16 protein-coding genes and 1 tRNA gene are annotated in these 20,650 nt (G+C 38.8%); 4 read left to right on the top strand and 13 right to left on the bottom strand.

Features of this window, described 5'->3' with window-relative positions:
- Positions 1-249: 249 nt before the first annotated feature.
- Together QM481_RS02220 and QM481_RS02225 are read left to right on the top strand one after the other, a co-directional pair.
- Positions 250-639, top strand: coding sequence for a hypothetical protein (locus QM481_RS02220; RefSeq protein WP_283380489.1), 390 nt, complete (start codon positions 250-252; stop codon positions 637-639).
- On the top strand, positions 636-1,103 hold the full coding sequence (locus QM481_RS02225; protein ID WP_283380490.1) for a helix-turn-helix transcriptional regulator: 468 nt from the start codon (positions 636-638) through the stop codon (positions 1,101-1,103). Before QM481_RS02220 ends, QM481_RS02225 begins: the two co-directional genes overlap by 4 nt.
- Positions 1,104-1,142: 39 nt before the next feature.
- Here QM481_RS02225 and QM481_RS02230 read toward each other — a convergent pair.
- The 7 genes from QM481_RS02230 to QM481_RS02260 all read right to left on the bottom strand — a co-directional run bounded on the left by QM481_RS02230 (position 1,143) and on the right by QM481_RS02260 (position 9,316).
- Positions 1,143-1,226: transfer RNA gene (locus QM481_RS02230), tRNA-Leu, on the bottom strand.
- A gap of 165 nt (positions 1,227-1,391) precedes the next feature.
- Complete coding sequence (locus tag QM481_RS02235; RefSeq protein ID WP_283380491.1) at positions 1,392-3,050, bottom strand: hypothetical protein; 1,659 nt, start codon at positions 3,048-3,050, stop codon at positions 1,392-1,394.
- 140 nt (positions 3,051-3,190) lie between these two features.
- Positions 3,191-5,395 (bottom strand): hypothetical protein, encoded by a 2,205-nt coding sequence (locus tag QM481_RS02240; protein ID WP_283380492.1) that lies wholly within the window; start codon positions 5,393-5,395, stop codon positions 3,191-3,193.
- A complete protein-coding gene (locus tag QM481_RS02245; protein WP_283380493.1) occupies positions 5,392-6,576 on the bottom strand; it encodes a BatA domain-containing protein in 1,185 nt (394 codons plus the stop codon). The genes QM481_RS02240 and QM481_RS02245 overlap by 4 nt, the downstream gene beginning before the upstream one ends.
- Before the next feature lie 49 nt (positions 6,577-6,625).
- Entirely contained in the window at positions 6,626-7,477 is an 852-nt protein-coding gene (locus tag QM481_RS02250; protein WP_283380494.1) for a DUF58 domain-containing protein, read from the bottom strand.
- A gap of 90 nt (positions 7,478-7,567) precedes the next feature.
- The gene (locus QM481_RS02255; protein ID WP_374760862.1) at positions 7,568-8,554 is read right to left on the bottom strand and encodes an AAA family ATPase; all 987 of its coding nucleotides are present in this window, start codon (positions 8,552-8,554) and stop codon (positions 7,568-7,570) included.
- Positions 8,555-8,701: 147 nt separating this feature from the next.
- Entirely contained in the window at positions 8,702-9,316 is a 615-nt protein-coding gene (locus QM481_RS02260; RefSeq protein WP_166552657.1) for a DUF4159 domain-containing protein, read from the bottom strand.
- On the opposite strand from QM481_RS02260, the gene QM481_RS02265 reads away from it, so the two are divergent.
- Positions 9,287-9,487, top strand: coding sequence for a hypothetical protein (locus QM481_RS02265; RefSeq protein ID WP_283327678.1), 201 nt, complete (start codon positions 9,287-9,289; stop codon positions 9,485-9,487). The genes QM481_RS02260 and QM481_RS02265 overlap by 30 nt on opposite strands.
- Positions 9,488-9,646: 159 nt before the next feature.
- On the opposite strand, the gene QM481_RS02270 is transcribed toward QM481_RS02265, so the two are convergent.
- The 4 genes from QM481_RS02270 to QM481_RS02285 form a co-directional block, all read right to left on the bottom strand.
- Positions 9,647-10,987 (bottom strand): TldD/PmbA family protein, encoded by a 1,341-nt coding sequence (locus QM481_RS02270; RefSeq protein ID WP_166552658.1) that lies wholly within the window; start codon positions 10,985-10,987, stop codon positions 9,647-9,649.
- A 42-nt stretch (positions 10,988-11,029) separates the two neighbouring features.
- Positions 11,030-12,670, bottom strand: coding sequence for a TldD/PmbA family protein (locus QM481_RS02275; protein WP_166552659.1), 1,641 nt, complete (start codon positions 12,668-12,670; stop codon positions 11,030-11,032).
- A gap of 440 nt (positions 12,671-13,110) precedes the next feature.
- Positions 13,111-14,427, bottom strand: a complete 1,317-nt coding sequence (locus tag QM481_RS02280; protein ID WP_283369761.1) for a TldD/PmbA family protein — start codon at positions 14,425-14,427, stop codon at positions 13,111-13,113.
- A gap of 24 nt (positions 14,428-14,451) precedes the next feature.
- Positions 14,452-16,098 (bottom strand): TldD/PmbA family protein, encoded by a 1,647-nt coding sequence (locus QM481_RS02285; protein WP_283369762.1) that lies wholly within the window; start codon positions 16,096-16,098, stop codon positions 14,452-14,454.
- A 553-nt stretch (positions 16,099-16,651) separates the two neighbouring features.
- On the opposite strand from QM481_RS02285, the gene QM481_RS02290 reads away from it, so the two are divergent.
- The gene (locus QM481_RS02290; RefSeq protein WP_283380495.1) at positions 16,652-17,647 is read left to right on the top strand and encodes an AraC family transcriptional regulator; all 996 of its coding nucleotides are present in this window, start codon (positions 16,652-16,654) and stop codon (positions 17,645-17,647) included.
- Positions 17,648-17,822: 175 nt separating this feature from the next.
- Here the strand turns inward: QM481_RS02290 and QM481_RS02295 are convergent, their stop codons facing one another.
- Positions 17,823-18,773: an NAD-dependent epimerase/dehydratase family protein gene (locus QM481_RS02295; protein ID WP_283380496.1), complete on the bottom strand. Its 951-nt coding sequence runs from the start codon at positions 18,771-18,773 to the stop codon at positions 17,823-17,825.
- Positions 18,774-19,011: 238 nt separating this feature from the next.
- Entirely contained in the window at positions 19,012-20,646 is a 1,635-nt protein-coding gene (locus QM481_RS02300) for a RagB/SusD family nutrient uptake outer membrane protein (protein ID WP_283380497.1), read from the bottom strand.
- Positions 20,647-20,650: the final 4 nt, after the last annotated feature.

Genomic DNA, 20,650 nt, shown 5'->3' on the forward strand with positions numbered 1-20,650 from the left:
TCAATTCGTTTTACTGCTATTAAACTAGTTAAGTTTTTGTAAAACTTATTTCCATCATCACCTTGATTTTCTTATACATTTTGTATAATTTTATATAAAACAATCGAGCCTATGAAGCCTAAAAAAGTTCTAATCAAACTCCTATTAGATAACAAATATATTGATGCATCAATCATAAAAGTAACTAACTTTCATATACTCCCAAGCATTACTGATGGATGGAGGTTTAACTTCCGAAAACATGCTCGCATGAAAACGAGGCAGACATATTCATTAGTTACAGATGAAGAACCAGCCATTATACAAGGATGTTTAATTTATGATGAAAGTATTCCTTACATGGCCTATATCGAAATTGCCCCACATAACAGAAGTAGTTCTTCAAACCAAGTCTATGATGATGTTGCAGGTTGTTTAATTGCTCATGCCTGTAAGTTAAGTTTTTTGCATGAGGATGATAGATTCAAGGGATGGCTTACCTTTGATGTCCTAGAAGATAGCACCGAGGAAGAGATAAAGTTGAAATCGTTATACAAGCAAAAATATGGAGCCATAGAAATTCCAGGTCGTTCTACCATGTATATAGACCCTGAAAATGGAGAGAAATTGATTCAAAAATATTTAACACGAAAATCATGACAAAACATAATGAAATACATCCTTCTGATATTTGGAGTAAGGACAAGGCAGATTTTTTAGTCAATTTTATCGAAAATCAATCAGACCTTCAAACTCCTGAGAGATTGATTAGAAATAAAATGCTTGCTATTCAATATCAAATCGAAGACTACCTTGAATCAAACCCTTCAGATGAAATTAAGTCAATTGCCTACTTTGTCAAACTCTATATCAAAGCATTTAATGTCTCACAAAGTAAAGTCGCAAAATTATTTCAGATGCAAGAAAGTAATTTTTGTAAGTATATAAATGGCGAGAGAAAACTGAATAGTAGTTTTATTATAAAAATCAGCGAATTGACCCAAACAAATCCTGAATATTGGCTTAGGATTGAGGCTAAAAGTAAATTGTGGGAAATCCAAAAAGAGAAAAAAGATAAGAAACATGAAGAGTACACTCTTAGCAGACTTTTAAGTATCGAATAGATATAAAAAAAGAGGAACAAATTTCTTTGTTCCTCTTAGTACCCAGAGCCGGAGTCGAACCGGCATGCCAATGAAGGCATTGGTGTTTGAGACCAACGCGTCTACCAATTCCGCCATCTGGGCATTTGGTACTCAAGTAAACTTGAATGCGAATCGTTGTTCTTTCGTTTCGTGATGCAAAGGTAGAGAGTTTTTCTTTATCCTCCAAATCTCATCTAAAGAAAAATTAATAATTATTTTCTTTCTTACGGTAAAAAAACAGCTTTTTTATCTATTTCAAGGGCTTTTTCACCATTTTGGTTCTACCCATAAAGCCGTAAGAATGAATAGGATAAGCGCCCACCAAAGCCATGGAGAAAGGCTAGATTGTCGGGCAATTGAAAAATCTATATTTTTTTGTTTTTTTTCTAAAAAATTATTTCCAACATACATTTTTAGTCGTTGCAAATACGCTAAATCCGGTGTTGAATCTTCGACATATACCGATAAACTATCAAAAAGTGGCTGCCAACCAGCCTTTATAAATCGGTAGTTTTGATATTCATTCTGCGAGTTCAATGACGATACCGACGGTTTAAGGGTATCTTCCCCTACTTGCCAATTTACATTTTTCTTAAGCGTATTCAGCCTGATTTGTGTGGGAATATTAACAAAAACAGGGGCGTTAACTTGTATAGAAACTGGTTCGGAAGGCAGAACAGCCTCCAAGGTTGAAGCCCAAATTTTGTTGTAGGTAACACTATCACCACTGAGCATCAAAGGATAGGTTTCGTTGAGCAAACTCAGCCCTACTCTCCCCTTCTGGCGTTGTACGGCAATGGGATATTCCTTCAAGCTTTTTTGCCACGTATTTGGTTGGATTTGGTAAGGCAATGCAGTCAAATCATTGGATAACTGGATAGCTTCTTGTGTCGAACTTTTTGTCAGTCGCCATTGTGTTCCTAACGCCTGATTGATGATACGCGTTTCTGTTTCGGGATTGGTCAAATTGATAATCAAAACGCCTTTATTTTCCCCCAATACCTTCTTGACTCTTGCATCGCCTGCTAAGCTAGGGTCAGTCACAATCAAGTCATAAGATTTGATGGATTGTTTGGTGTTAATTTGAAATTGATTTTGGGTATTCTTGGCTACTTTGGTCCAAGTTTCTACTTTGTATCCACGTTTGCCCATCCAGTCGGCCAAAGTTTTACTTTCAAAATCGGGGTTACTTTGTAATACCAATACACTTTTACTCGGTTTTTCCATTACTGCAAAATGTATAGGCTGTAAAAGCTTTTCACCAAGCCATAACTCACATTTCGCTTTTCCTTTGACAAAGGCAGGAAATTTAAGATTAAAATCTACTAAGCCTTTTTTAAGAGAAATACTATCCAACACTTGTTCTCCAATTTTCAGGCTCAATACTTGTGTTTTTTCACTCAATATCTTCCCACTCACACGTTGCAAATCTCCTCGGTACAAAACACCTTCCCATCGAATAGACTCAACTTGATTATTTTCCCAAGTCGGCAACCATTTCCATTCTTTATCGAGCAGCTGATTCAATAACGTTGGCTCAAAATGCGTCCCAGCCAAATAAACAGTACCTATTTTTGAGATCCATGCTGGATGCTCATTAATAGCTTGTAGAATTTCTTTTTCTGTAAAACTCTCAGCTATATGAAGACTATCTTGCCAATGTTGAAGGTTTGTATGTGGTATATTCTGCTGGTAAAGTAATATCTGATTTGAATCTGATGAACGGGTAATGGTGGGTTGTAATATCCAGCCCAATACACTTATCCAAAGTAAAAAATTAAGTAAGACCTTTAAACCCCATCTTCCTTTTGAGCGGTTTCTCCAAAGGGCTAAAAATTGTACTATTCCCATAATCAACACAGCTACCAATAAGATTATATTGGATGCAGTGTTGAGTTGGAATTGAAAGTTGATCTGTAATATCATCTGGTTTTTAATATTTTTCTATAGAGCCATTGCGAGCAAAGTTCTCTCAGGAGATTGATTTTCCAATAAATTATTATTGGGATGAACAATCCTTGATTTTTGGTTTATCTACCTGAAAACGTTGCATGCAACATCTCTACCTAATTGTTTGCCCAATTTTTGAAAAAGGATTTTTCCAATCTTTTTTCAGAAACATTTCCTTGTGGCGTTGCTGAAGACGGTTTGGGTAAATCTGTATTGAGTAAGGCAAAAATGCGAGTATTCAAGCGCTTAGCCTGAGCTGAATCTAAAACCTTACCACTTGCCAGTTTTTGTAAATCCGACAAAATACTCCATTGATTCATGCCTGTATTCAAAACCTTTTGACTCAATGCCATGCTTAACGTAAGTACCTTTTGTTTTTGCAAACCATTTAGCGATTTTTCTTCTTGCAAATAGCCCATTACTTCGGCAGCTAAGGTGGTTAATTGTGCTTGAGAGAGGTTTTTTGCATAACTAAACTTGGCATTGAACTTGGTCAACTCGCCTGATAGTCTCTTTTCTTTTTCCTTGATTGGAGGCGGGTCAAAGCTGGTTTTCTTGGCAAAAGTTCTGGCCTTGTGTTGTGCTGCTTTCAAAAACTCCAAAGCTTTTTTCTCGTACGGCAATGCCTTTTCTGGTTCATACATGCGCAAATGAAGTTCAGATTGCCACATTTGTTCTAATGAAGACTTCAACAAACTTCTAGTCGATTGTTCGTAAAAGGTATTAGCTTCTCCATCGTCGTGTGAGTGTACATAATCCGCCAACATACTTGCCAATGGATCTTTATTATCATCATTGGACTGTTCGTGATGATGATGTTCTTCCTCATGTTTTTCGGCTTGGTCATGATCATGCTCACCTTCATCGTGTGCATGACGAAAACCTTTTAGAATATCGCCATCTTTGTCAGCATTGTCTGGCAGGGGATTGCCTCCTCCTATCGAATTTTCGAACTCCTCACCCAAATATTGTCCGTATCTCAAACGCAGCGTTTTTTGGTCAAACCCAATCTCGTTTGAAGCACTTTTAAACTCCTTATCTCCGATTTTTTTACGTTTGGCAATCAGTTTTTCAGTATCAATAATAATCTGTCTTTGACTTCTAAAATATTCAGGCATGATATTCATAGCCATTGTTGCCAAATCTGATTCCTCTGCCTTGGTCGTATCTTTATAAACAATAAAATATGTATCTGATTTTGTAAAATTAGGCTTAGGTTTACGATTATCTATTGCAGCCCAATAATAGTATAATTCATCTCCTGGCGTAAAATTGAGCGCTTTTAAGTCAATAGATTTGCTCAACTGTGCTGATTTGAATGCCTTTTGTGTGATAGGCATTTTTACTTCACGAAACTTTACATTTTCACCGCTACCTCTTGCCAAAGTCGCAATCATATAGACCTCATTTACCATAAAATCATCCGAAACTTTGGCGTTCAACTGTACTGTTTTCGGGTCTTTGAGGTAATGAAAACTATATAATTCTTTGCTGCTTGGCTCAATTTTAGGAGCTGCGTCTGGTAAGGCCTCCAAGCGATAATAGTCTGAAGCATAAATCAATGAATCTTTCCAATAGGCTTTTATGGCATATAATCCTGAGCTCAACAATTGATCTTGGTAAACATATTTATTTTCTTTCTGTGTAAAAGGAAGTTCAACGCCTCTGGCATTACTAAGCTTAACTTTGAGTTGGTCTTGATGTGAAAATGTCAACTGCCAAGTCAAATTTGAGCCTACAATTGCTGAGGCATTCAGTTGCTCGGATTGAACGGTCTGCAAACCAGTATAAGCTGGTGGAACGACTGTTAACACTGCTTTTTCAAATTGGGGTGGTACTGCTGGTGTATCTTTTTTTCCTGAAACAATTTCTGTCAAAGACTTTTCGGATAGTTTTTGAACAAAAGATTGGTCAAACAATACAGTCAATAAAATTGATATACCAACGGCTCCCAGATAATACCATAAATGGTGTGTAAAAACCCAAGGTGTTTGCAGATTTCCTTTTTCGAATAAGCGATTAAGCTGGAGTTGCTCTGCAATATTAAGCTCGTTTTTCTCCAATAAATCTAGGCTATATTCAGTATTATCGATTTTTTGATGCACTAAGCGAATGGCTTGTTGGTGTTTTCTGGAAAAGAAACCTTTCCAAAAAGACCAAGCCAAAGCAACCACAAAAGCTAAAGCCCATGTCCAGATTGCAACGGGAAAATAGTAATGAAGCCAAATCGCAATCACGCCGAAAACAGATAGCCCTCTGAGTAAATCTTCGGTATGCAATTGCCATTTAACTTTTGATATGATTTGTGAGAAAGGATTCATGCGTTTCGGTGAATTGCGAGCCAACGCTCAAGACTAAGCAATAAAACCAAGAGAGTGATTAATACTGCGGTAAACCACTCTGTTTCGAGCGGTTTGACTAATTTTTGTTCCTTAAATAAGGCTTTCAACTGGCGATTTGAAATGGTGTTATTCTCAGCTTTGATTCCTTGAAAATCTAGAATTTTCTCTAATAACCATGCAGGAAATTTTCCTTCAAAGACCGCATCATCGGTTTGGGGATTCATTGAGTTTGACCACTCTATGACATTCGAAGCCAAGGACTTTTGCGAATACTTATCACTTTCTGGAATCAAATAGAGTACTTCAGGATTTAACACTTGAGGAAGTTGACTAGTACAAACTAATTGTGCTTGTTCCTTTCGGTCTTTATCCAAAAGTTGAATCGGAAGTTGATACACTTCTTCAATTGCTTTCAAACTCGCTTTCAGCGTTTTCTGAGCAGATTCAGAAGTTGAAATCCAAACTTTCAAAGCGCCTTTTTGTACTATTTCTGGATTATTGGCGGTTACTATTCCTAATTGTCCTTCGGGATTTATACCTACATTTTTCTGTCCATCTACTTGCCAAACCTTTGCTTGATGTTGTCTAGTACTATCAGGAATAGCGTGTAAATTCAGTGGCGTTGGGTGATAAATTACAGGCAAATTTGTCAATGACTGTTGGTTCACCACATACAATTCCACAGATTGCTTTGGATACTTTTTTCCTAACTCTACAAGCGCATTCTGTAATACACTTGCCTTAGTAGCTTCTTTAGGCTGTTCGGACAAATCTTTCAGTTCAGTTGGAGAATTTTCTATCCAAAAACACGGTTCGCCTTTTTTGAGAGCCTCCTCTATTTCAAATCGAAAGTTATTGGTAACCAATGTATTCGACTCTATCAGATGGATTTTAGAGAAAGATGAAGACGTTTGTAAGGTATTCCAAAGTGGCTTGGCTAAAGCCAAACACAGCAATAGCACAATTGCCAAACGCAATACTAATAGCCAAATATTATCTAATCGTATGCCTCTAGCTTGTTGTAAGTTTTTTTCGCTTAACCACTGAGTAGCAGCCCAGTCTAGTCGTTTACCTTGTTTCTGATGCCAAAAGTGAATCAGAATCGGTATCGCTAGACCCAACAAGCCCCAAAGCAATGTTGGCGTATTAAAATCTATCATTAGAATAGTCAAAATTTGAAAGTTCAAAATCAGCTTGATTCATTTTACATCAAAGTATTTCTCTTATGATACCCGCAATAGGGTCTTTAAGACTGATTTTTTTCCAGTAAACAAAAGGCACTTTTAAATCTGATTCGATTTGTGACAAAAACGATTCGGCATTGGCTTTTACTTCGTCCTTAATTTGCTCTGCCTGAAGCTCCACTTCTTGTCCTGTTTCCAAATCTTTGAAGCGGTAAAATCCTTTTAAATCAAAATCTAGCTCATGTTGTCCAAGTACCTGAAAAACATAGATTTCTCGTCGTGGATTCGCTAATTTTTTCAACAATTGAATCCATTCATTATCCAACTGTAAAAGGTCTGAAGCAAAAAAGAGTATCTCTTTTTGTTTTTGTTGAAAAACGGGAAAACTCTTGGTATCGCTTGTCCATTTTCCTGAGGCTTCTGCTTTTTCTAGAGCGTACAAAATCCGTTGAAAAGCTTGCTTTCCAGAGGCTACCAAAGTATGTACTTGATTGTCTTTGAGTACATATAAACTTAGTTGATCGCCTTGTCGAAAACCCATGTAAGCAATAGAGGCCAACAAGATTTTACAATATTGTAATCTACTTACCCCTTCCTCGACATAGTTCATCGAACCAGAAAGGTCGAGTACAAAACGGATATGATAATTACTTTCTGTAGAAGACTCTCGCACCAAATGTTTTTGAGTACGAGCAAAAAGCTTCCAATCTATGCGTTTGGGGTCGTCCCCTATTTCGTAATGTCTATATTGCTCAAATTCAATCCCATAGCCATATCTTTTACTGGCGTGAATCCCTAACATAAGTTCCTCACTTACCAATTTGCTGGCTAATTGGAGATTGGTAATTTTTACTAATTCGGAACTGAGTAAAGCCATTCTTTGAGTTGTGAGTGATGAGTTTTGAGTGATGAATTACAGTTTGTCCTTCAACTCATTAGCCCATTAATTATCATCTGTTGAGTTACACTATTTTCCTGAAAGCATGGCTTTGATTACATCATCAGGAGCAATTCCTTCGGCCTCTGCACGGAAATTTAGGGAAATACGATGGCGTAAAATAGGATAAGCTAGCGTATGGATATCCTCAGGAATAACAGCAAAACGTTCGCTCAAGACTGCACGGGCTTTGGCACATAATACCAAGGCTTGCCCCGCACGGGGTCCAGCACCCCAGTCGCACCATTCTTTTACAAAAGCCGAGCTAGTTGTATCAGGACGAGTACTTCTTACAATACGGTTAACCTCCTCTATCAATTCATCACTAATATGAACTTGACGTGTTAGTTTTTGTAAATCCAAAATGTCCTTATCGCTCATTACTGCTGACAAAGTTGGCTTTCCTGAACCTGTCGTACTTTTTAATACTTGTAATTCTTCAGCTTCGGAAGGATATCCTAATTTGATATATAACAAAAAGCGGTCGAGTTGTGCCTCTGGTAATGGATAAGTTCCCGCTTGTTCGATAGGGTTTTGCGTAGCAATAATCAAGAAAGGCTTTGGCAAATCGTAGTTGGTACCCGCATAAGTCACCTTGTATTCTTGCATGGCTTCGAGCAAAGCAGCCTGCGTTTTGGGTGGCGTACGGTTAATTTCATCGGCTAAAACGATATTGGCAAAAATAGGTCCTTTGCTAAATTTAAAGAACTTCTTACCCGTTTCATGATCTTCTTCCAATATCTCCGTACCAACAATGTCCCCTGGCATCAAATCTGGGGTGAATTGGATACGTTTGAATTGCATTTCAAGTGCCTCCGAAATCGTTTTTACCATAAGGGTTTTTGCTAATCCTGGCACACCTTCTAGTAGGCAGTGTCCACCAGCCAAAAGGGAAATAATAATCTCGTCAATAGCCTCTTCTTGTCCGATAATGACTTTTGCGATTTCCTTTTTGAGTAGAGGTAATTTGCTTACCAAGGATTTATAATATTGAAGCTCTTTTGTTTCCAGTGTCATTTGTTAATGAAAATATAGTGAGATGGCTCTAAATATTTAGCCATGGGTAATTGTCGTAAGTAAAATAGTCAGTCAAAACGACTTCAGTCTTTAGTAGATAAGAAGCACTAATGACTGATTTGACTTTAAATTAGGATTCGTAAAATCTTAAATTGTCAATGCGTAATTGATGATGTTTACGCCAAACTTAGTATTATCTTCGGCAAGCCAGCGTTTATTGCGAAAATCATAGTCCCATTCGCAACCATAATCCTTGTTGCTATACAATACGCCAATACGTCCGTTGATGGTAACAGCTTTGAGATAATCATGCACAAGGTCGTCACCCCAGCCATTTAGTTCGAAACTAGTTGTGGGCGGACCTTCAAATTCGAAGAAACATCGATAAATTTCGTGAGTATTAGGAATCTTTTGAAGGGCCTTTTGTCCAAAAGTTTTAGCCATTTCTTGCTCGAATGACTTTGCAAATAGCCCATCAATATCGTGATTACAGTCGTCTACGAATACAAATCCACCGTTTTGTACATATCGGTGAAAAATATCTCGTTCTTTACTCGAAAACTCTACTAATTTATGACCACTCAAATAGCAGAAAGGGCTTTTAAAAATCTCGTTACTACTCAATAAAACCACTTTTTCCTTTTCATCGATTGGAATAGTGGTGTACTCAACCAACGAATTAAGCAGATTGGAGGGCATTCGTTGATCGGTATCCCAGTCGCCTGAGTTATATTGAATACGAGTAAATACAAATGGTTTCATAATTTTGAGAGTCGTGATACTGTAAGGGCTTTGGGCTTTGGGCTTTGGGCTTTGGGCTTTGGGCTTTGGGCTTTGGGCTTTGGGCTTTGGGCTTTGGGCTTTGGGCTTTGGGCTTTGGGCTTTGGGCTTTGGGCTTTGGGCTTTGGGCTTAAGAAAATTTGGATTCTCTAATTTTATACTCAAATTTTCTCTATAGTTTAAAAACTAATTTGGATTTGAGATTTCTGATTTCGGAAATATAAAAACCTTCAATTTTACCGTAATATCCTAGAAAGTCTCTTTTACTTCCGAAATCAAAAATCAGAAATCCGACATCAATTCATCACTTTACTACACTGCATCCGATAATGAAGAGAACGTAAACTCACGAATCTTCATTGGAGGTACCATATAGTTGGCGTTTGATTCAGTACTTACAACACGCTCCGTTTTACCCAACATTTCTAAGTTGTTCAACATAATGATAGGGCTTTCGTTGAAGCGGAAGTTTTTTACTGGATACTTAATTTTTCCATCTTCTATCAAGAAAGTACCGTCACGTGTTAGACCAGTTTGTAATAAAGTCTGCGGGTCAACAGGTCGAATGTACCAGAGTTTAGTGACCAAAATACCTCTTTTAGTACTCTTAATCATTTCTTCTAGCGTAGCTGTGCCACCTTCCATAATCACGTTGCTTGGGAAAGGAAGAGGTTTAACTTTTTTCTGTTGAGCCCAATACCTTGAATAGGCAAGGTTTTTAACCACACCTTTTTCTATCCAAGACACTTTCTCTTGTGGTTGACCATCACCTGCCCAAGGAGCCCCAGGGAGCGCAGGATAAGCAGGGTCAGAGAAAATCGTGACACGTTCGTCTACAATCTTATCTCCTATTTTAGTTTTTCCACCTTGTTTACTAAAAAACGAACGACCTTCGTCGGCGCTACGAGCATCCATATCAAAATAAATACTTTCGAGCAATACCGCTGCGGCTGTTGGTTCGAGGATTACCGTGTATTTACCAGGCTCTAATGCTTTGGCATTTTTAGAACCAACTGCTTTTTGCATCGCAATCTTTGTGGCAGCTACCGTATCCAATTTTTTAACGTCGTTGTACCCTCTAGTTACATAACCCGAACCTGTACCGTCCTCAGTACGAACGGTCAGGGAGAAATTAATACCTGAGTCTTTATAATAAGCAAACAATCCTTTCGAATTCATCATGGCCGAAAAGCCTTTTTGATCTTCTAAAAAGCCTGCTGCTACTAATTTTTGCGCACGTGCCAACTCCAAACTTTTGAAGACCATCTCTGCACGTGTATCTGGGGTGATATTTGCAGTGTCTTCAACGTAGCCCAATGAGTGGCTTTTGTACTGTTGTGGTCCTAGAAGTCCTACATACTCAGGATTTTCAGGAGCTAGGCGAGCCAATTCCTCCGAGCGACGAACAACTTTTTCTAATGAAGCATCGTCAAACTCGTCGATGGTTGCCACACCTACTTTTTTGCCAAATGCAGACTGCACTTGGAGATTTTGATTGATTAATGCACCACTGGTCGAAACCTCGTTACGTGCATAACGAATATTTCCACGAATGTTTCCTAGCAAATTAGCCTCACATTCGTCGGATTTTGAATAGCTCATCACCTTTTTCAACAAGGCTTTTGCTTCTTCTTCGGTTAATATTACTGACATAGTTTTCTTGAGAAGTTAAAGTGGATTAAAGGTTGGTTGCTACTAGATTTTACGAGCTGTATTAATGACATTTACGCCATTGAAACGAGCCGTTGAACTACCATGTGATACGGCACTAGACTGAGAAGGCTGACCTTTTCCGTCGAAGAACGAACCACCTAAACGGTAATCACGATCGTCACAAATCTTCGCACATGAATTCCAGAATTCTTGTGTGTTAGATTGGTAAGCTACATCTTTGAGCATACCCACAATTTTTCCATCTTTAATTTCATAGAATAACTGTCCACCAAATTGGAAGTTATAACGTTGCTGGTCAATAGAGAACGAACCGTCGCCAATGATATAAATACCTTTTTTAACGTCCTTGATCATTTCGTCAACCGACAAAGGTTCTTTTCCTGGCGCAAGCGAGACATTTGCCATACGTTGGAACTGAACAGAAGACCAGCTATCGGCATAGCAACAACCATGAGATTCAGTTTCACCAATGATTTTCGCTTGGTCACGAATGGCTTGATAATTGACTAATTTACCATCTTTGACCAAATCCCATTGCTTGGTTTTAACACCTTCGTCATCCCAACCTACTGCGCCTAACGAACCAACTTGTGTTTTGTCAGCGAAGAAATTGACGATATTACTACCATAGTTAAAATTCTTGCTTTGCCATTTGTCCAAAGTAGCGAAAGAAGTACCCGCAAAGTTTGCTTCGTAGCCTAATACACGGTCAAGCTCGAGCGGGTGCCCTACTGACTCGTGAATAGTTAACCAAAGGTGAGAAGGGTCAAGGACAAGGTCATATTTGCCAGCCTCCACAGATTTAGCCGAAAGTTTCTGTTTTACTTGTTGCGAGGCAGCGATGATATCTTCCATCATATCATAGCCTTTGTTGTAACGAGTAGTTACACCTGTTACCTTATCCTTAGGGTTAGTTTGAAGGTATTCATAACCCATCCCCGAAGGAGCACTCAAAGTCTGACGATTTTCGAATTTACCTGTTTTCGGATCAATAGCCGTTACCGTAAATACAGGCCAGATACGATGTACATCTTGGTCGATATACGAGCCATCCGATGAAGCAAAGTATTTTTGTTCGTTTACCAAAAACAAAAGAGAGTTAACGTAGTTTGCGCCATTTTTCATAGCGGCATCATTAACGCCCAATAATAAATCTACCTTTTCCTGAATAGGTACTTCAAAAGCATTTTTCTGGATCGGTGCTTTCCAGCTTACTTCACCAAAACCTTTTTGTGGTGCTAGTTCCACAGGCTGACTCATGAGTTTTGCATTGGCTTTTGCAATGGCAACTGCTTGCTCTGCCGCTCTAGCAGTATCTGCCTCTGTTTTGGCATCTACTACCGCTGCAAACCCCCAACAACCATTGGCAATCACACGCACACCTACACCATACGACTCGGTGTTGACGATGTTTTGCACTTTGTCTTCACGAGTAATCACAAACTGGTTGAGATAACGACCAATACGAACATCCGTATAAGTTGCACCTTTTGCCTTGGCAGCATTGAGCGCTGCATCTGCCAAACGTTTTTTCACGGCTACATCGATACCTTCATTGAGAAAGGATTCGGCAGCAACGGACCTGCCCATAATCGGAATATTAGGAAGCATCATTGCTCCTAAACCTAGACCCGACATCTGGATAAAATCTCTTCTTTTCAAGTTTTTTTTAGTTTATTAATTGAAAAATCGTTTAAAAGAGGCGTTCTCTCAAAAATCTTTTGTAAGTAGTTATTTGTTAAATGTTTATTAGTTATTAGAAAGTCAAACCCTTCAGTCAGTCATCAACTAAAATATCAATTATTGACCAGTTTTTTACCCTTGCGGAAATTTTCGTTTAACAAATCAACTTATCACAAATAACCTATTAAGACCATAAAACGCTTACAAAAGGCAATAAGAGCCTAATTGAGAGGTTTTCCCAATCTTAATTTACCAAAATTTCAAGAAGATGCCCAGCTAGCCAATGGCTGATTTTGATGAATGGCTTTTTTTCGTTGTAAGCGGAAAAGGATTTCGGCAATGGGCCATCGGCTGTCAGCAATCAGCTTTTGGTAATATAAAGCTGACTGCCGATAGCTGATAGCTAAAAGCTATAATACCTATACTGCATCCGATAAGCTACTGAAGGTAAAGTCACGGATTTTGAGAGGTGGTACCAACGACCCGCCAATACGAGTTGGCTTGCCCATAGCCTCAAGGTTGTTGAGCATAATCACTGGACTTTCGTTGAAACGGAAGTTTTTGATTGGGTATTTGATTTGACCATTCTCAATATAGAAAGTACCGTCACGTGTAAGACCCGTGTATAATAATGTCTGTGGATCAACTGCACGGATATACCAGAAGCGAGTCACAAGAATCCCTTTATCGGTACCTTTGATTAAATCTGCCAAAGATTCTGTGCCACCTGCCATGATAAAACCACCAGGATTTGGCACAGCTTTTACGCCTTTTTTCTCAGCCCAATAACGTGAGTAAGTTAGGTTTTTCACCACGCCATTCTCAATCCAATATACTTTTTCTTGTGGACGACCATCACCAGCAAATGGAGAACCTGGAATTTCGAGATTCATTGGGTCTGAGTAAATATTTACTCTTTCGTCGAATAGTTTTTCGCCTAAACGAATACCTCCTCCTTTTTTACTCAAGAAACTACGACCTTCGTCAGCATTACGTGCATCCATGCTTCTCATCATATTTTGAAGCAAATCAATAGAAGCCGCTGGCTCAAGGATTACTGTATATTTACCCGGTTCCAAAGCACGAGCTGAAGTAGATGCCATTGCTTTTTGCATCGCTATCTCAGTCGCTTGCTTTGTACTCAATTTTGATACATCATTGAAATCACGAATGGCATAGCCTGAACCTAAACCGTCGGCGGTACGTACTGTGATAGAGAAATCTACCGAAGTAGCTTTGTTGTATCCAAAAAGTCCTTTGCTATTGCCAATGGCATTAAAACCTGTGCGATCTTCCATATAACCCGCAGCAGTCAAGTTTTTCTTGCTACAAGGGTCGATACTATCAAATGCCGCATTGGCACGATAATCTGGAGAAATATCTGCTGTTTTTTGTGAAAAACTTGCAGGCTCTAAATATTGTTGTGGTCCTAAGGCAGGAACAAATTCAGGGTTTTCTGGTGCTAAACGAGCAATTTCTTCGGCGCGTCTTACGGCTTTTTCCAAAGACTTATCGTCAAATTCGTTAATCGTAGAAGTACCCGAACGCTTGCCAAATACTGCGGTAATAGAAAGTGATAAGTTGTATGATTCTCCACTCGTCGAAACCGAGTTACGAGCATAACGGATATTACCCGTGCGACCTCCTGAAAGTGCCACACTCATCTCGTCTGCTTTTGAAAAAGACAAAACCTTATCTATGATTTTTTTAGCTTCTTCTTTCGTTAAAATCGTCATTGTTGATGCTGTTTAAGGTAAGTTTTAGATTTTTCTTCCTGTATTAATCACATTCACCCCGTTGAAGCGAGTAGTGGCACTACCATGCGACACAGCACTCACCTGCGAAGGCTGACCTTTTCCATCGAAGAATGAACCGAATGTACGATAATCATCTTTATCACAAATCTGAGCACATGAGTTCCAGAATTCTTGTGTATTTGACTGATACGCTACGTCATCGACCATTCCTGCAATTTGACCATTTTTGATTTCGTAGAATAACTGTCCACCAAATTGGAAGTTATAACGCTGTTGGTCAATTGAGTAAGAACCACGTCCAATGATATAGATACCTTTTTCAACACCTTTAATCATGTCTTGTACGTTCAACTTCTCTTTACCCGGACGCAAAGAAACGTTTGGCATACGCTGGAATTGTACTGAATCCCAGTTGTCGGCATAGCAACAGCCATGAGATTCTTTTTCACCCAAGATATTTACTTGGTCACGAATCGCTTGGTAGTTTACCAAAACGCCGTCTTTAATCAAATCCCATTCTTTACAAGGTACACCTTCATCATCGTAACCAACTGTACCCAAAGTATATGGTTGAGTTTTATCAGCAACGATATTCACTAATTTGCTACCGTAGTTAAATGATTTGGTTTTCCATTTATCCAACGTAGCAAAACTTGTACCTGCGTAGTTGGCTTCGTATCCTAATACACGGTCAAGTTCGAGAGGGTGACCTACTGATTCGTGAATTGTCAAACCTAAGTGATTTGGGTCAAGCACGAGGTCATATTTCCCAGCCATTACCGACTTGGCAGTCAATTTTTCTTTGGCTTGTTTAGCAGCAAAAATCGCATCTTCGACCATGTCATAAGAATTGCGGTATCCTACCAAACCATTTGGTCCAGGGATTTTTTCAGAAGCTAAACCATCTAAATACTCATAACCCATACCCATTGGCGAAGAAATCGCATCACGGGTCTTGAATTTACCAGCTTGCTTATCTACCGCAGTTACGGTAAATGTTGGCCAAATACGGTGAACATCTTGATCGATATATGACCCGTCAGTTGAGGCAAAATATTTTTGTTCGTTGATGAAAAACAAATTGGATGTAACGAAGGCAGCGCCATTTTTCATAGCTTCACCGTTTACATTCATCAACAAATCGATTTTTTCTTGAACAGGAACTTCGAATGAGTTCTTTTTGAGTGGCGTTTTCCAAGATACCTCTCCTACTCCTTTTTGTGGCGCAAGAACTACAGGTTCTTTCTGGATTTTCGAGTTTGCTTTTGCAATAGAAACAGCCGTTTCCGCGCATTTGGCAATACCTTCAGGCGTAACATCGCTTGTAGCAGAAAAGCCCCAAGTTCCGTTAGCAATCACACGAATACCTACACCATAAGATTCGGCATTGACTACGTTTTGAACTTTGTTTTCACGGGTAAATAAATACTGTTGGAGGTAACGACCGATACGAACATCGGTGTATGTGGCGCCTTTGGATTTAGCAGCGTTTAGAGCTACGTCTGCTAAACGTTTCTTTGTTGCTACGTCGACACCCGAACCTATTAAGTGCTCGGCTGGAACAACATTTCCCAAGACAGGTATAGCTGATGCACCCATAAGCGCACCTAAGCCCATACCAGATAACTGGATAAAATCCCTTCTTCTCATATTGGGGTTTGCTGATTGAAGTTAAATAAATTTTGAAATAAGATAGATTCTGTAAAAGAGGTTATCAGTTTGAAAGTATTTCTGAATAGTTACTTTTACGGTTTTAAGCCCAAACACAAGACAACATTATTTCGTATTAATAATTATTGGTATGTGGATTTATTAATTTTCAATTTTCGACCTAAAAGAGAACATGTAGGTCGTGTTGCCATGTTATTGTGTGATGCTTAACAATAAAAATACAAAATCTGGACTATTATCCAATACGTTATTCGACAAAATGCGGGCTTTTATCGACATCTGTAAAAGAAAATATTGGCACTAAGTACTTTTTACAGAAGAAAATTGGGCAATTAGGACTTTTTGTAGGAAAGATTGTTTCGCGGATTGGCATTTAGCATTTGGGTACAGGCAATCGGGTTTTGATTTAATATTTGGAAGCGGTGGTGTTTGAAAACTTTCGTATAGTTCCAATTATCAAACGACTATTTGTAACTTTACTTCTTTGTGATGCCTCCACAATTTACCTTCTCAACCCAACTTGTATTATTCTATGAAAAAGACTTTAGCAATAGGTTCTGTAAATATGATTCTTTGGGCAGCCAATACTAGAGGATTAGACACTTCTGATATTTTAAAAAGCCTGCGGATTTCGCCACAAAGTTTACAAAACCCTGATGAAAGAATCGAAATAGCTAAAGTACAAACTATTTGGAAAGCTATTGTCGAAAAGCTCGGTGACCGCTCACTTCCTTTACAAATGGGCGAAATTATCAGCCCTATCTCTGTGGGTATTTTGGCATACGTGATGATGCACGCTCCCAATTTGGGTAAGTCTATCGAAAAACTTTGTCAGTATCAAGACATTGTTTGTAATGCTGTAGAAACAACATTTCATCAAAAAGAAAAACTATCAGTTATTGACTTACGAGTTAATTCTGAGGATATGATTTACCCTGAGTTTGCACTCGAATCCGAAATGTCAGTCTATGCTAGTGCTTTCAGAGCACTTACACTTTCAGAATTCAAACTTTCGGAAGTCCACTTTGAACATAGCCCCACAAGCGATTTAGCAATATATCAGAGAATTTTCCATTGTCCCGTATTTTTTGAAAGTGGCAAAAATTGGATGGTATTTGAAAGTTCTCAGCTTGAAAAACCTATCCTCAATGCCAATGCAAGCCTATTTCCTGTTTTTGAACAACATGCCCAAGATTTACTTGCTCCTTTACAACTCAAAGTTTTGTTTAGCGATGTTGTAAAAACAGAAATAGTCAAATGTTTGGTTGGACAAGAACCTTCTCTCAATCACATTGCGATGACCTTGGGTGTTGGAATAAGAAATATCCAGAAAAAATTAAAAGAAGAAGGTAAAAGCTTTCAGCAATTATTGGATGAGGCTCGAAAAGAATTAGCTATCAAGCATTTGAAACAGCCTTATTCTAGTACGACTGATATTGCATATTTGTTAGGCTATTCTGAACCAAGTGTATTTTATCGTTCCTTTAAAAAATGGACTGGACAGACGCCAAGTGCATTTAGGGCGTAATAAATAATCCTTAACTGGGTAAATGAGTGATTAATTTTACCCTCAGTAGAGATGTCCGAAGGATTCCAAAATATAAGGTATATATCTCTCATTTCCGAAATCAGAAATCCCAAATCCGCAATAGTTTGAAATCCTTCGCACACTAGTTACTTACAATTTTATTTTGCATTAATACCTATGATTGGTATCCTTTCCATGACAATGCCGTTTTTATTGCCTCCTCCAACGGAGTTTCTTTAAATTCAGGGAAAAGTCTTCTCAACTTATCATCATTCAATACCACTGTATTTTCATAGAGATAGGTCATTTCCTTAATCTCTTTTAGGACAGGAATAAAAATAGCCAACAAATTTATCATCCATTTTGACATTAATTGATATTTGGCTGGCTGTCCAGCTTGCTCAGCAATTTTGGCAAATAGTGTTCGCATAGATGCGTGTACTTGCCCTCCGTAATTATATACTGACACCTCCTCTACCTGCTTAATCTTCATTAATTCAACCATGATTTTGGCAGCATCTGGCGTATAAACCGTCTGGTGAGGAATATCCATATTGCACAACCAACGCATAGGCTTACCCTTGAGAGCATTCGCAAAAATGGGACGAACACCTTCATTCATTACATTGGGACCCCAAAAGTCTGGAAGACGCACAATGAGTAATTTGCATAGGTTATTTTGCGCGGCAGTACGCATCATGGCTTCTAATTCTACGCGAATTTGACCTTTTACAGCACAAGGGTTTTCTGGACTTTCCTCCATAATTGGAGTCTGAATCAATCCATAATTGTAGATATTACCAGGGAAAATAATTTGAGCTTTATTTAAGCTGGCTGCTTCGATAACATTTTGTGTAGCCTGTTGCATATTACCCTTCCACGCTTCATAAGAATAATTAATTCCGTGGAATATCACCTTTTTATCTTGGGCAAGAGTTTTCAATAAAGCACCATTTTGTACATCTCCTTCTACAAATTCAATCAATGGCGTTTGATCAAAAATTTGTTGAGCTTTATGTATATCTCTAACCAACAAAGTTACAGGGATTTTTTGCGCTACAAGTTCCATGGTAAAAGCATATCCGATGCTTCCTGTTCCACCTAAAATAAGAATATCTGAGTTCATAGTTTTGTTTGTTTTGATAGTACAAAATTGGCTCAGATAAGCATTCTTTTAGATGACTAAAAGCGAATGTCGATATGACAAAAAGCGAAAAATTAACTTAAATTCTCACTTCGCAGAATAAACAAAAACGCCCCTTCACCGTAGCGAAGAGGCGTTTGAATAAAAGCAATAAATGATTAAGTTGATTTGTATGAGCTTCAAACTTCTAAACTCAACGCTCACAACTCAGCACTCAATCTTATTGTTTAGGGTTCTTGATTGGAGCACTACCAGCAGCAGCAGGGTTGTAAGCCAACTCATTGTCTGGTACATCCCAGTAATCTAAGTATCCGTAAGTAATAGACGCCTTTGTATTGATAGTTTTACCATCTTTAGAAATAACCACTGCATTTTTGCGACCACTATCCAATACACCCCAACGACGTGCATCGTAGAATGCTAAACCACGGAATGCTAAAGCCACACGTCTTTCTTTACGAAGTTCTTCTTTTACTGTAGCCAAGTCTGTCGAAGCAAGAGCTGCCAAGCCAGCACCTTGGTAAGTACGAATATTATTGATGCTAGTAGCTGCACCAGCAATATCGCCAGTGTACAATTTAGCTTCAGCTTTCATCAATTCGTTTTCTTCATAGCTACCCAACATGTATAACTCGGCCATACCAGCAGTACGGTTTGTATAAACCATAACGCCAGCCAAACCATTACCGCCATCTTTGATACCCCAACGAGTGTTGAAAGCATTACCACGGTCAGAGTTACCAACCCAAACAGCAAATTGGTTGAAGTTATTAGCTAAACGCTTGTCACCAGCATTAAAATCTTGAATCAAACGTTCAGAGATTTTGAAGGTACCACCTGATGCGTTAGCACCTACACAACGAGCCGCTACAGAGTAACTCAATGGTGAGAAAATATCACCAGCAGTGTTAGTGTTACCAGCAAATACAGGGTCAGAAGAACCAACACCAGCGTTAGTCAATGTTAGAATTTGATTCCATTGAGCAGCAGTCATCGAAGCCACAGGCGTGTTTACGATGATATTACGTGCTTTCAAAGTGTTCAAGTTCTTGATAAACTGTGCTGTTGTAGGAACTACTCCTTTTCCTGTTTGGAAATAACTTGGAATCAAAGAACCCAATACTGATGAATAATCAGCGGTATTAGTGATTGCTCCTAATAAAGCAGCAGCTTTGTCGTAGTTAGCGTTAGACTCGTCAATGATTTTTTCCTTCGCTAGGTAATTTCCATTTGTCGAGCTTGAAGCATTATTAATCAAACCAGCATAGTAGATAGAACCGATACGAGAATAAGCAAATCCTTTCCAAAGGTAAGCCCAAGCTTTAACAGTGTTCTTTTTCGTTGCAGCATCGCCAGAGAATGTTGTTTTTTCAACAACTTCCAAGATAGAGTTTGCAGCATTGTTCAAACCGTACATCAAAGCCCACTCATGGAAACCAGGGTTACCTCCTTGCTGAGCATTTACGTTAATATTACGAAGCAACGTAATTTGCTGGCTCGGAGAGTTAGGGTTTGCTACAACTGAGCCGTCATCCAAAGTTACTGAGTTTGGTGCCGACAAGTTGTTCATGTAAGTGTTAGCAGCTTCAGCAGCTACTACATCACCCATCATTTCATGAAAACCTACAACGCCATTGTAGAAAGCTCCTACAACGCCATCATAGTATTTGTCACCAGATGAAGTGAAACCATTAATATAGATTGCACCTTGAGCCAAACCAATCACCCCAGATTCTGTTGCAGCACTGGCAGGTGTTGGTTGGTTAGGGTTTTGAATATCGAGTTGGTCTTTGCACGACATCATCATACTACCCATGAGTAGTACCGAGAGTGCAGTAATTTTTATCTTTTTCATTCCT

Source organism: Flectobacillus rivi (genome assembly GCF_030056655.1).
Classification (GTDB): domain Bacteria; phylum Bacteroidota; class Bacteroidia; order Cytophagales; family Spirosomataceae; genus Flectobacillus; species Flectobacillus rivi.

Excerpts from the sequence above, each read along its gene's own strand:
- QM481_RS02235 (WP_283380491.1), bottom strand. The coding sequence starts at position 3,050 with ATGATATTACAGATCAACTTTCAATTCCAACTCAACACTGCATCCAAT.
- QM481_RS02260 (WP_166552657.1), bottom strand. The coding sequence starts at position 9,316 with ATGAAACCATTTGTATTTACTCGTATTCAATATAACTCAGGCGACTGG.
- QM481_RS02225 (WP_283380490.1), top strand. The coding sequence starts at position 636 with ATGACAAAACATAATGAAATACATCCTTCTGATATTTGGAGTAAGGAC.
- QM481_RS02240 (WP_283380492.1), bottom strand. The coding sequence starts at position 5,395 with ATGAATCCTTTCTCACAAATCATATCAAAAGTTAAATGGCAATTGCAT.
- QM481_RS02285 (WP_283369762.1), bottom strand. The coding sequence starts at position 16,098 with ATGAGAAGAAGGGATTTTATCCAGTTATCTGGTATGGGCTTAGGTGCG.
- QM481_RS02300 (WP_283380497.1), bottom strand. The coding sequence starts at position 20,646 with ATGAAAAAGATAAAAATTACTGCACTCTCGGTACTACTCATGGGTAGT.
- QM481_RS02255 (WP_374760862.1), bottom strand. The coding sequence starts at position 8,554 with ATGACACTGGAAACAAAAGAGCTTCAATATTATAAATCCTTGGTAAGC.
- QM481_RS02280 (WP_283369761.1), bottom strand. The coding sequence starts at position 14,427 with ATGACGATTTTAACGAAAGAAGAAGCTAAAAAAATCATAGATAAGGTT.
- QM481_RS02290 (WP_283380495.1), top strand. The coding sequence starts at position 16,652 with ATGAAAAAGACTTTAGCAATAGGTTCTGTAAATATGATTCTTTGGGCA.
- QM481_RS02250 (WP_283380494.1), bottom strand. The coding sequence starts at position 7,477 with ATGGCTTTACTCAGTTCCGAATTAGTAAAAATTACCAATCTCCAATTA.
- QM481_RS02295 (WP_283380496.1), bottom strand. The coding sequence starts at position 18,773 with ATGAACTCAGATATTCTTATTTTAGGTGGAACAGGAAGCATCGGATAT.
- QM481_RS02270 (WP_166552658.1), bottom strand. The coding sequence starts at position 10,987 with ATGTCAGTAATATTAACCGAAGAAGAAGCAAAAGCCTTGTTGAAAAAG.
- QM481_RS02245 (WP_283380493.1), bottom strand. The coding sequence starts at position 6,576 with ATGATAGATTTTAATACGCCAACATTGCTTTGGGGCTTGTTGGGTCTA.
- QM481_RS02220 (WP_283380489.1), top strand. The coding sequence starts at position 250 with ATGAAAACGAGGCAGACATATTCATTAGTTACAGATGAAGAACCAGCC.